The organism is Parasphingorhabdus litoris DSM 22379 (assembly GCF_020906275.1).
Lineage (GTDB): Bacteria > Pseudomonadota > Alphaproteobacteria > Sphingomonadales > Sphingomonadaceae > Parasphingorhabdus > Parasphingorhabdus litoris.
Genome location: NZ_CP086727.1, coordinates 3,216,837 through 3,228,546 on the forward strand (window position 1 = coordinate 3,216,837; position 11,710 = coordinate 3,228,546).

12 protein-coding genes are annotated in these 11,710 nt (G+C 53.7%); 9 read left to right on the forward strand and 3 right to left on the reverse strand.

Going from position 1 to position 11,710, the window contains the following annotated elements; translation table 11 throughout:
- The first annotated feature begins 16 nt into the window (after window positions 1-16).
- The 3 genes from tsaD to BS29_RS15650 all read left to right on the forward strand — a co-directional run bounded on the left by tsaD (window position 17) and on the right by BS29_RS15650 (window position 3,695).
- Complete coding sequence (tsaD, locus tag BS29_RS15640; protein WP_229954560.1) at window positions 17-1,051, forward strand: tRNA (adenosine(37)-N6)-threonylcarbamoyltransferase complex transferase subunit TsaD; 1,035 nt, start codon at window positions 17-19, stop codon at window positions 1,049-1,051.
- Window positions 1,048-2,043 carry an NAD(P)H-dependent glycerol-3-phosphate dehydrogenase gene (locus BS29_RS15645; protein WP_229954561.1) on the forward strand — a complete coding sequence of 332 codons (996 nt, stop codon included), beginning with the start codon at window positions 1,048-1,050 and terminating at the stop codon, window positions 2,041-2,043. The genes tsaD and BS29_RS15645 overlap by 4 nt, the downstream gene beginning before the upstream one ends.
- Window positions 2,044-2,195: 152 nt before the next feature.
- Window positions 2,196-3,695, forward strand: coding sequence for a lipopolysaccharide biosynthesis protein (locus BS29_RS15650; RefSeq protein WP_229954562.1), 1,500 nt, complete (start codon window positions 2,196-2,198; stop codon window positions 3,693-3,695).
- 21 nt (window positions 3,696-3,716) lie between these two features.
- On the opposite strand, the gene BS29_RS15655 is transcribed toward BS29_RS15650, so the two are convergent.
- A complete protein-coding gene (locus BS29_RS15655) occupies window positions 3,717-4,715 on the reverse strand; it encodes an adenosine kinase (RefSeq protein ID WP_229954563.1) in 999 nt (332 codons plus the stop codon).
- Between the two features lie 107 nt (window positions 4,716-4,822).
- On the opposite strand from BS29_RS15655, the gene BS29_RS15660 reads away from it, so the two are divergent.
- A complete protein-coding gene (locus BS29_RS15660) occupies window positions 4,823-5,521 on the forward strand; it encodes an EI24 domain-containing protein (RefSeq protein ID WP_229954564.1) in 699 nt (232 codons plus the stop codon).
- Window position 5,522: 1 nt separating this feature from the next.
- Complete coding sequence (locus tag BS29_RS15665) at window positions 5,523-5,888, forward strand: hypothetical protein (RefSeq protein ID WP_229954565.1); 366 nt, start codon at window positions 5,523-5,525, stop codon at window positions 5,886-5,888.
- Here the strand turns inward: BS29_RS15665 and queG are convergent.
- The gene (queG, locus tag BS29_RS15670) at window positions 5,866-7,026 is read right to left on the reverse strand and encodes a tRNA epoxyqueuosine(34) reductase QueG (RefSeq protein WP_229954566.1); all 1,161 of its coding nucleotides are present in this window, start codon (window positions 7,024-7,026) and stop codon (window positions 5,866-5,868) included. The genes BS29_RS15665 and queG overlap by 23 nt on opposite strands.
- Before the next feature lie 44 nt (window positions 7,027-7,070).
- Here queG and BS29_RS15675 point away from each other — a divergent pair, with 44 nt between their 5' ends.
- The 4 genes from BS29_RS15675 (at window position 7,071) to msrB (ending at window position 11,281) form a co-directional block, all read left to right on the forward strand.
- On the forward strand, window positions 7,071-8,051 hold the full coding sequence (locus tag BS29_RS15675; protein ID WP_229954567.1) for an ABC transporter ATP-binding protein: 981 nt from the start codon (window positions 7,071-7,073) through the stop codon (window positions 8,049-8,051).
- The gene (locus BS29_RS15680) at window positions 8,048-9,247 is read left to right on the forward strand and encodes an ABC transporter permease (RefSeq protein ID WP_229954568.1); all 1,200 of its coding nucleotides are present in this window, start codon (window positions 8,048-8,050) and stop codon (window positions 9,245-9,247) included. The genes BS29_RS15675 and BS29_RS15680 overlap by 4 nt, the downstream gene beginning before the upstream one ends.
- A 133-nt stretch (window positions 9,248-9,380) precedes the next feature.
- On the forward strand, window positions 9,381-10,694 hold the full coding sequence (locus BS29_RS15685; RefSeq protein WP_229954569.1) for a cytochrome P450: 1,314 nt from the start codon (window positions 9,381-9,383) through the stop codon (window positions 10,692-10,694).
- An 80-nt stretch (window positions 10,695-10,774) separates the two neighbouring features.
- Complete coding sequence (gene msrB / locus BS29_RS15690) at window positions 10,775-11,281, forward strand: peptide-methionine (R)-S-oxide reductase MsrB (protein ID WP_229954570.1); 507 nt, start codon at window positions 10,775-10,777, stop codon at window positions 11,279-11,281.
- A 10-nt stretch (window positions 11,282-11,291) separates the two neighbouring features.
- On the opposite strand, the gene BS29_RS15695 is transcribed toward msrB, so the two are convergent.
- The gene (locus BS29_RS15695; RefSeq protein ID WP_229954571.1) at window positions 11,292-11,675 is read right to left on the reverse strand and encodes a VOC family protein; all 384 of its coding nucleotides are present in this window, start codon (window positions 11,673-11,675) and stop codon (window positions 11,292-11,294) included.
- Window positions 11,676-11,710 lie beyond the last annotated feature (35 nt).

The following is an 11,710-nucleotide window of genomic DNA, read 5'->3' on the forward strand; positions in this document are numbered from 1 at the left end:
CTTAAGTAAAAGAGATATGAGTATAATTTTGGGCATTGAATCGAGCTGTGATGAAACAGCCGCCGCATTGGTCACTTCGGACCGGGAGATTTTGGCCCATAAATTGGCGGGCCAGGAAGCGGAACACGCACCTTTTGGTGGCGTGGTCCCCGAGATTGCTGCCCGCGCACATGCCGAAATCATAACACCGCTGATCGAAGCTGCTTTGGTCGAGGCTGAATTAACGCTGGATCATGTGGATGCTATCGCGGCAACTGCTGGTCCAGGCCTGATAGGCGGAGTGATGGTCGGGCTGGTGACTGGCAAGGCGCTTGCGATGGCGGCGGATAAACCGTTAATCGCTGTCAATCATCTTGAGGGCCATGCGCTTTCCCCGCGTCTTGCCAACCCGGATTTGGAATTTCCTTATTTGCTGTTGCTCGCATCTGGCGGACATTGTCAGATATTGCGCGTAGAAGGCGTCGGGCACTATCGGCGGCTGGCCACCACAATTGATGATGCCGCTGGAGAAGCCTTTGATAAGACTGGAAAAATATTGGGTCTTGGCTATCCTGGCGGTCCAAAAGTTGAAGCAATTGCCAAAACGGGCGATGCCGATGCCGTTCCCCTGCCCCGACCGCTTAAAGGATCCAAAGATCCCCATTTTTCTTTTGCCGGACTGAAGAGCGCCGTGGTTCGGGCGCACCAGAGCGGTGAACATAAGGCAGAAGATATTGCCGCTTCCTTTCAACAAGCAACCGTGGATTGTTTGAAAGACCGGTTGGAAAAAGCAATTGGCGATCATGGACCCGCGCCCCATCTCGTGGTTGCTGGCGGCGTGGCAGCCAATGGCCCTATCCGCGCTATGCTGGAACAACTGGCGGCGGACCACGGCATGCAGTTTACCGCGCCGCCCCTTTGGCTATGCACTGATAATGCTGCGATGATCGCTTGGGCAGGTGCAGAACGGTTTGCCGCCGGGTTTACCGATCCGCTCGATTTTGTCGCACGGCCGCGCTGGCCACTTGATCCCGATGCCGAAAAGGCACGCGGGGCCGGTGTGAAAGCATGACCGAAAAACGTGCCAAAATTGGGGTGATCGGTGCCGGTGCCTGGGGCACCGCCCTGGCACAGGTTCTTTCAGAAGGACAAAAGGAACTGCTGCTTTGGGCCCGGGAGCCGGATGTTGTTGAACAGATCAACAAAAAACACGAAAATCAGAGCTTTCTGCCGGGACATATGCTCAGAGAGAATATTCTCGCAACGCAGGATATGAATATGCTTGCGGGATGCGATGCCCTTCTGATTGTGACGCCTGCACAGCATCTTCGTGCAAGTCTGCAGGACCTGCCGGATAGCAGAACCACTTTGGTTCTGTGCAGCAAGGGCATTGAAGAGGCGACACAACAATTGATGAGCGAGATTGTTGAAGAAAGCCGCCCCGACAATCCCTTGGCGGTTCTTTCAGGGCCAACATTCGCCCATGAGGTTGCCCAGGGTCTTCCCACAGCTCTGACATTAGCCTGTGATACCGAGGCAACCTGGGAAAAGCTTTATCCGCTGATCGCGAAATCGACATTTCGCCCCTATTTTTCCAATGACATTATCGGTGCTGAAATTGGCGGTGCGGTAAAAAATGTACTCGCTATCGGCTGCGGCATTGTCGAAGGTGCCGGCCTCGGCCAAAACGCTCGTGCTTCGATCATCAGCCGCGGTTTTGCAGAAATGCTGCGTTATGGCACGGCTAGGGGCGCAAGGGCAGAAACGCTTTCCGGACTATGCGGCCTGGGAGATCTGGTCCTTACCTGTTCTTCCATCAGCTCGCGCAATTTTTCATTGGGCAAGGGGCTGGGTGAAGGTCAATCGGCGCAAGCACTTCTGACCGACAGAGCTACCGTCGCCGAGGGCGCAGCAACCGCACCGGAATTACAGCGCGATGCCAGAAGACGCGGCATCGACATGCCCATAGTTGACGCAGTTTGCGCTTTGCTGGCCGGCGAAACAGATTCCCAGTCGATCGTCGCACAGCTTATGGGGCGCCCCCTGGTTGCCGAGCAGCGCTAGCACAAAAGATGACAATCCGGATCGAGTGCGGTAAGGCCGGGCGTTCAATCTCAACACCACTTTTATGAACACGTTCATCAACCGGAGACAAATTTTTGACTAGCCCGGAATCATCAGGCGCATCGTCGGACCCGTTATCTGAAAAGGTAGCAATGTCTGGTGATAAAGCCGCTTCCGGCACTAAGGATCAGGAGACCGATACAGAGGATCTCGCTGCGCTGGCAAAAGGCGGCCGCACCAATGTTTTTGGTTTTTTGCTGCGCTTGGCCGCACGCCTCCCGTTTCTGTTCATCGCTGGCCGCATATATGGGGCGGAAGCCCTGGGCCGCTTTGCTTATGCGATTTTGGTCATCGAATTCGTCGCGCAGCTTGCCACACTTGGCTTGAAACGCGGCCTTGCGGAGCAGTTAAGCCGGACAGAAAGACCGCATGTCCACGTTGTTTGGGACGGATTATTGGTCAGTCTTTTCGCCTCCATGATTGGGGCAATATTGCTTATCCTGGTTCCGCAGATCATGTTTCCAAACAGCGAAATAAACGGTCTCGACCGGTTTTTGCCGTTGGTGATTTTCACAATTGCCGGTGCGGATATTGCGCTGGCCGCGCTGGCCTATCGCTATGATATTGCATCCACCGTCCGCGCACGCGCAATTGTTGAACCCTGGACCATCAGTATCGCCGCTTTCTTATTCTCTTACTATTCGCTGAGAGATGGCCTGATATTGTCCTATGTCGTATCAATGATTGCGGCGTTGATTGCATCACTATGGCCGCTGCTGAAAAGCTACGGCCTGCCGTGGGGTTGGCGGCCAAAGCCAATAGCGCTCGCCAAACTGGCCCGACAAAATATGCCGCTAGCCGCAGCCGACGCCGCCGAATGGGGATCCCGGCGGCTGGATCTCGCGATCCTTGGCCTGTTCGCCTCCCCTGCTGTGGTGGGTATCTATTATATCGCGCAACAAGTCGCCAGCTTGCCTCAGAAACTCAAAACCAGTTTTGACCCGATTTTGGGACCCGTCATCACCCGCAATTTGGAAGCCGGCAATATGAAGGCCATTGCCAATCAAGTCAGCCAGGTGGGTTTCTGGATTATCGCTGCGCAAGCGGGTATTGCGCTGGCCCTCGCCATTCCTGGTGAAGCCGTCATGGGACTGGTCGGTCCCAATTTCGTCGGCGGCACAGGCGCACTCGCGTTCCTTTTGGCCGCAGAGGCTGTGGCGGCGACCGCCGTGGTTAGTGAAGCAGCGCTGGTCTATATCGCTCGCCATCGCAATTTGCTGATCTCACTTTCCATGCTGTTGCTACAAGCTGCTCTCAGCGTGGCCTTCATCCAAATTTGCATGCGCATGGGATTGCCGCCGCTATTCCAGGCCGCTGCTGTGGCTGCCGCTTTGATGGTCGCACTGGGCTATGCTTCTGTTGTCAAAGCCGTGTTCCTGTCGAAACTGCTCAAGGCACCGGTCAACGGCTGGCGCTGGTCCTTGGTGTTCGCGGTCATGGCGGGGACAGCCGTCGGCTATCTGGCCACTTATTTACCAGAATGGGCCGAATTGATTATCGGAATTCCCATGATATTGGGCAGCTATGCCTGGATTATCTGGCGATGGGGTTTTGGACCGGAAGACCGCAAACTATTCAAAATGAATGGCTGACCGATCGACAGTTACTAATATTTACCCCAAACGCTGTTTCACCAGTTCCCGCAAATCCGTTTCTGGCCGTGCGCCATAGTGCGAAATCACCTCGGCTGCAGCAATCGCACCGATTGTCAGGCAATCTTCCAAAGACCGCTCCTCAATATATCCGCTCAGGAAACCAGCAGCAAAGAGATCGCCAGCACCGGTTGTATCGATAATTTTCTCGACCGGTTCTGCGGCAACGGCATAAGTCTTGCCATCTTGTACAGCAATTGCCCCTTTTTCACTGCGCGTCACAACCAGTGTTTCGACCTGAGCCGCGGTTTGCGCCACTGCTGCATCAAAGTCATCTGTTTCGCAGAGCGATTTGATTTCTGCTTCATTGGCGAACAAAATATCGATCGAGCCTTCTTTAATCAGCCGCGTAAAATCGTCCCGGTGGCGTTCGATACAAAAGCCGTCTGACAGCGTGAAGGCAACCTTACGATCATTCTGGTGCGCAATGTCGATCGCGAGCGCCATGGCCGCTTTGGGCTCTTCGGCATCCCATAAATATCCTTCAAGATAAAGGATGGCACCGCCTGCTATCAAATTGGCATCAACAGAAGCGGGCGGCAGAAATTGGGAAGCTCCTAAAAAGGTATTCATTGTCCGCTGTGCGTCCGGTGTAACCAAGATCAAGCAGCGCGCTGTTGGCGGTTCTTTCCCGAGCGGCGGAACATCAAAATCAATTCCGGTTGCACGGATGTCATGAGTGAACACCTCCCCAAGCTGATCATCAGCCACTTGAGCGATCAAAGCGCATTGCCGCCCCAATGTGGAAGCACCGGCCAAGGTGTTAGAACCAGAACCACCACTGATTTCACGGGCCACGCCCATATCACGATAGAGTTGTGTGGCACGTTCCGCATCGATCAGCGTCATCGACCCCTTAGTTAGCTGTTCTTCCTCAAGAAAAGCGTCATCCGCCTGCGCGATAACGTCAACAATCGCATTGCCAACAGCAACAATATCATAACGGGCATCTGTGGTCATAAACATGTCCTTATATGGGGAACGTGTAAGCGCTGTGCGTTAGGGGCAAGCGCTGTCCGGTTCAAGTAGAATTGACCCAGCGTGCAATTTCATGACAAGGGTTTGTAATGGTTGATGCCTTTCTTCTTTCCATCGGTCAGCTTTCGGACCGGCGGATATTGTCCCTGCTTTTGAAAGTGTTTCTGATATCGCTGTTGCTGTTGGCGACATTCGGGGTTGGCGCCTATTTCCTGTTGGCATGGATCCTCGCCCTGACACCCTTGGAAGGTGGCGGCTTTGCGGCTGCGGCTGTGGCCTTCATCATCACCGCACTCACCGCCATTTTCCTGTTTCGTGTCATTGCCATTTTCGTGCTCAACATATTTTCAGATGATATTGTGGATGCGGTAGAAGCCCGCCACTATCCCGCGCGCGCAGAGCAAGCGAAGCCGCCGAGCTATGCACTGGGTCTCAAAATGGGTCTGGCGTCGGTTGGCAGGGCGATTGGTTATAATATCCTGGCATCGCCAATTTATATCTTCCTGCTTGTCACGGGCATCGGTGCACCCCTCGCTTTTTTTGCAGTCAACGCCATCCTTATCGGCCGTGATCTGCAGGATATGGTGGCCGCGCGCCATGTCGAAAATATTGCGGTGCTGGACGATCGCTGGCGGCTCAGCAAGCTGACCCGTTTTGGGCTCGGACTGGCTATCGCGCTGTTGATGGCTGTCCCTTTTGTCAATTTTCTTGCACCGGTTTTGGGAGCCGCTATGGCTACGCATCTGGTTCACAGGGCCGATGCTAATCGCCCGGAGGAGAGCAATTGATATGATCCGCAAGCTATTCATCTTACTCACTCTGCCGGCATTTGGCGCCTGTGTATCGGCGACTGCGGTTGATAGTCCCGCCCTACCCACCGCCACCGCGTCCCCGCTCAACAAAGTGCAAGGGTTGGAACTCGTCATGGGCAAAACCGCGAACCAGCTGAAGCGCTTGTTCGGCAATCCCCAAGCGGATGTTGTTGAACCGCCGGCGCGGAAATTACAGTTTTCCAGCGGTGCATGTATCCTGGATGCTTATCTCTATCCGCAAAAAAGCGGGGGTGAAGGACGTGTAACCCATATCGATGCGCGCCGCAGCGATGGCGCGGAGGTTGATCGCGTATCCTGCGTCAACGCGTTACGGGTTCGCTAGAGTCAACTGCTCTCCATTCCAGCAAGACATCTGCGTCTTGCTCCTTTGACAATCTGCTGTCCTTTTCCTGCTCAAACCGGTCGGGATCAAGCTGCGCCAAGGCCCAAGCGGCAGAACCCCGCACAACATTATCTTCGTCATCCAGTAATGCGGTAACCGCCGGGATCAATTTTGCGTCCCCGCTATTACCCGCTGCAATCAGGCAGTTGCGAACCATCCGGTTGCGGCCGGATCTCTTGATCGGTGATCCGGAAAATATTGTCCTGAAGCTGGCATCGTCCATCGCAAGCAAGTCCGCAAGCGCAGGTGCCGCAAGTTCGGCGCGAGGCAAAAAGGCCTTGTTTGCTGCGGCGGCGACGGCAAATTTGTTCCATGGGCAAACCGCCAAACAATCGTCGCAGCCATAGATATGGTTGCCCATCGCCTTTCGGTACTGACGTGGGATCGGACCTTTTGATTCTATGGTCAGATAAGAAATGCAGGCCTTTGCGTCTAATTGATAAGGTTCCGGGAAGGCATTGGTTGGGCAGATATCCTGACAGGCGGAACAACTGCCACAACTGTCCCGGCCGCTACTCGATGGTTCAAGCTCCAACGTCGTGTATATCGCGCCAAGGAACAGCCAGCTGCCATGCTCTCTGCTGACCAGATTGGTATGTTTGCCCTGCCAACCCAAGCCAGCCGCTTCTGCCAATGGTTTTTCCATGACCGGGGCTGTGTCGACGAAAACCTTAACCTGCGTGCCATCGGGACAGTCTGTGGATTCGAGCAATCCGCGTGCCAGACGTTTTAGCGCGCGTTTGACAATATCATGATAGTCTTTGCCCTGCGCATAGACCGATATTCGGCCGCGGTCTTCCACGTCAGCGAGCGCAAATGGATCGCGCGCTGGCGCATAGCTCATCCCCAACATGATGACGGAACGCACATCTGACCATAAGGTTTGCGGATCGGCGCGCTCATCGGCGCGGCTTTCCATCCAGATCATATCACCATGCTGCCCGCCGGCCAGCCAAGCTTTGAGACGTTTGGCCGTTATTGGAGCAAGGCTCGCAGGCGCGATACCAAAGGCGGTGAAGCCTTCGTCACGCGCCCTTTTTTCGAGGCTTTTGGTTATTCTTAACTTGTCATCAGCCATAGAGAGCCATTATCAATCACCGCGTCCCATTAGGAAAGCCGTAAATGACTTCCAGCGCACAAGAACATAAATCCCCCAACGCCATCGAAGCCCATAATATCGTGAAACGATTTGACGGTGAGACTGCTGTCGATGGTATCGATCTGACCATCAAGAAGGGTAGCATTTTCGGTATCTTAGGTCCCAATGGGGCTGGCAAAACCACGACTTTGCGGATGTTGTTGGGCATTATTGACCCGGATGAAGGTGAACGGTTTCTGCTCGGCTCTCCCGATCCAATCAGCAAAGCCCATCAAGTCGGATATCTTCCTGAGGAACGCGGTTTATATCAATCGATGAAGGCCTATGACGCCATCGCTTTCATGGGCGCGCTGCGCGGATTGCCCTTGGCCGAAGGGCGCAAGCGGGGACGACAGATGATGGCAGATCATGGTCTGGGCGATGCGGCGGATAAGCAGATCCGCCAATTGTCGAAAGGCATGGCCCAGACGGTGCAACTGCTTGGCACTATTGTCCACGAGCCCGATCTCATCATCCTAGATGAGCCGTTTTCCGGTCTTGATGCCCTGAACCAGGGCAAGCTGGAGCGCTTGATTCGCGGACAGGCCGATAAAGGTGTGACGGTTATTTTTTCAACCCATGTAATCGCCCATGCCGAGCGGCTGTGCGAAGAAATTGCGATCGTTGCCAACGGGAAAATCCCGTTTACCGGCAAGGTATCCACCGCCCGTGACCGACTGCGCCCGCAGGTGCATCTGGAGACGCGCAATATTGATGGGCCGTGGCGATCGGCAATTCCGGCTGATTGCGAACCATTGGGGCATAACTGGCATTTTACCTTGCCCGAAAGCGGCGTCGAACCTTTGCTGCGCGCGCTGATTGAAGGCGATGCTGGCATTCAGTCTCTGTCGATTGAACGCCCCGGACTGCACGATGCCTTTGTCCATATTGCTGGCGAGGCTGTAGCCAAGAAGATGGAAGAAGATCTCGCCGCCGATGCCGGCTTGCAGGGAGAAGCCGCATGATTGAAACTATCCGTGCTGCCTTCGTTATCGCGCGCCGCGATTTCACAGCGATCATTTTTTCCAAATCCTTTTTCTTCTTTCTGCTCGGCCCGCTCTTTCCGCTTATCATCGGTATAGCCGCAGGCGGACTGGGCCAACAGGTTCGGCAGGATATTGATCGGCCGGTTATTGGAGTAGCGCTTGAAGAGGCACAAGCAGCAAAGCTGGCTGACGCGCGGGCTGCATTATCCGAAAGCCTGGGTAATAACGCCATACCGGAACTGTTGGTTTTGGATGGCGTCGCCCCCAATGATCCCGACATCAGGGCAAGGCTCGATACCGCATCTAAACCGTTAACCGCAATCATTTCGGGTTCCCTGGAAGCGCCGTTACTCACCGGATCTGAGCGAGACGTGAAACGCTGGAGCGGCAAAGTGGCGCTGCTTTCCGAAACTGCATTAGCAGGATCGAATCCCGTTGCTGTAAAGACCGATTTCGTGGCTGCGACCGGCAGCTCCAAGAAACGAACGCAGATTGCTACTGCACAGGGCGGGCAGATTATCTTGATCCTGCTCACCATGATCCTCGCGGGTATGGTTCTGTCCAATCTGGTGGAAGAAAAAACCAATAAGATCATCGAAATATTGGCGGCAGCCATTCCGATGGATGCTATTTTTCTGGGCAAACTATTCGCCATGCTGGGCATGGCATTGGTTGGAATTACCGTCTGGTCAACCTTGGGTTTTGTCGGTGTATCTGTTGTCGCAGAAGGTATTCCCGATCTGCCAGCGCCCGCGGTGGGCTGGCCCTTATTCTGTGTCCTGATGGTGCTCTATTTTTCCATGGCCTATTTGCTCTTGGGCTCTTTGTTTCTGGGCATCGGCGCTATGGCAACAACGGTGAGGGAGGTTCAAACCCTTTCCATGCCCGTCACTATGGGACAACTTTTGGTATTCTTTTTGGCCGCTTTCACCGTCACCAAATTGGGTGAACCCGTCGAATGGTTTGCGGTCGTCTTCCCCTTCAGTTCGCCTTTTGCAATGATAGCTCGGGCAGCACAGATGGACAATATCTGGCAGCATGGCTTAGCCCTCATATGGCAGGCGATGTTTACGCTGATCATCATCCGTTTCAGCGTTTTACTGTTTCGCCGCAACGTTATGAAGTCAGGCAATAGCGCGCGTAAGAAAAGTCTATTGGCCCGGATTCGGGGTTGAGATTCGATCGAAAATAGCGCTAGATTCCGGGAAGTTGGCGAAAGCCCGTTGACATTGCTGTCAATAAAGGCAGACTGAACGGGTTTTGAAACGCAACCGATTGTCCAAGAAAGGGCAACGGGAGGAGAGAATCATGGCCACCAGTCCCGTTCTAAATGCATCAACCCTTACCACCTCCCCCACCGCCATGGAGGCGCTTGAGGCCTGGTATAAGGAAAATCCGCCAGCTGCGGACTCCAATCCTAATCCACGTGATGTCAGCAAGGCTGATCTCTACAGCAAGGATTTGTGGCGTGCGCCTTTTGCCGAGATGCGGGCCAATGCTCCGATCAATAAGATCGAAGATTCGGACTATGGGCCTTATTGGAATATCTGCAATCACAAGGCCATTCAGCATATTGAGGCTCTTCCAGAACTCTATTCTTCGGACGTCAACAATGGCGGTATAACAATCGCCGAAGAGCGTGAAAATTCGGATTTCCAATTGCCGATGTTCATCGCAATGGACCGTCCCAAACATACTGGACAACGTCGTACGGTCGCACCTGCTTTCACGCCGACCGAAATGAAGCGGATGGAAGATGAAATCCGTCACCGCACCGGCGAGGTTCTGGACAGCTTGCCATGGGACGAGGAATTTGATTGGGTCGACAAGGTTTCGATAGAGCTAACCACCGGTATGCTTGCGATACTCTTCGGTTTTCCTTGGGAAGACCGCCGCTTGCTGACCTATTGGTCGGATTGGGCCGGTGATGTGGAATTGTCTCTTGCGCCCGAGCTCGATGAACAGCGGCAAAAAATTCTTTATGAAATGGGTGCCTATTTCCAAAATCTTTGGAATGAGCGGGTTAACGCAGAACCGACGCCCGATCTGATTTCGATGATGATCCATAGTGAGGCTATGAAAGACATGGATCAGATGGAATTTATGGGGAACCTGGTCTTGTTGATCGTTGGGGGCAACGACACGACTCGTAACACTATGTCGGGCCTCGCCTATGGTCTCGATCAATTTCCCGATCAAAGGAAAAAGCTTCAGGACAATCCGGATCTCATCCCAAATACCGTCCAGGAAATCATCCGCTGGCAAACACCGCTGGCCCATATGCGGCGCACTGCGACCGAAGACGCTGATCTGTTCGGTCACGAGATCAAAAAAGGCGATAAGCTGATCATGTGGTACATCTCAGCCAATCGTGACGAGAGCGTGTTTGAAAATGCCGACCAGATCGATATCGAAAGGGAAAATGCCCGGCGCCATCTAGCCTTTGGTTATGGCATTCACCGCTGCGTTGGTGCCCGGTTGGCAGAGCTGCAAATCCGCATACTGCTCGAAGAAATGGCGGCACGGCGCATGCAGGTCAACGTCACAGGCGAAATGAAGCGTGTTCATGCCTGTTTTGTCCACGGATTCCGTAAGATGCAGGTCAAGCTGTCCAAATATTGATAAGCCTTTGTTCAGGCGTCATATGTAACTATCTTTGCAGAAGAACCGAATAGCCGGTGAATAGCAAAGAAAGACGGGAAATGACTGGGCTTAGCAGACGCAAACTTGTTGCCGCCGGACTAATCGGCGCTGGAGCTTACGGGATGGCCAGCTTTTCCGGTGTTTTTGGCAATGTGGCGAGCGCCAAATCGGGCAAGAAATTCAAGATTACCCGAACGGCTGAAGAATGGAAAAAGCGGCTAGGCTCCGCGCGCTATCGAATATTGCGCCAAGCCGGGACAGAACGCGCTTATTCCAGTCCATTGGACCAGGAAAAACGCGAAGGTATATTTGCCTGCGCTGGGTGCAATCTCGGGCTCTATTCATCCAAAACCAAATTTGACAGCCGTACCGGTTGGCCCAGCTTCTGGGCACCAATCAAAGGCCGCGTTGGCACATCAACCGACTATAAAATCGGCTATCCCCGAACCGAAGTGCATTGCATCCGTTGTGGTGGGCATTTGGGACATATTTTCAGCGATGGCCCAAAGCCGACCGGCAAACGTCATTGCATCAACGGTCTGGCTTTGAAGTTTATTCCGGCTTAATCAACGGTCGCTAGCCGCCCGCTTCAGGCGCTTCCATTTGCTGCCAGAATTCCAACTTGATCCCATCGCAGTCAAGAATCCAGGCAAATCTGCCATAGCCCTCGTCCACTTGGCCCAGAATTTCGATTCCTTTGGCCTTGAGTTGTTCAACATAACTATCAAGATCATCAACCCGCAGGTTGATCATGAATTTGGCCTCGCTCGGGGCAAGATAATCGCTGTCGGGGGTAAAATGGCTAATCAGGCTATAGGGCTGATCTCCCGTCTCTTCGGACCAGCTTAGCATCGGACCATATTCGCCATCCAGGCCGAGATATTCCTTATACCATTTACGTGTAGCCGCCGGGTCCTTCACCATGTGAAATACGCCGCCCAATCCCGTGACCTTTGCCATTATTCTCTCCCTGGTCCATTTATAACAAGCTCGTA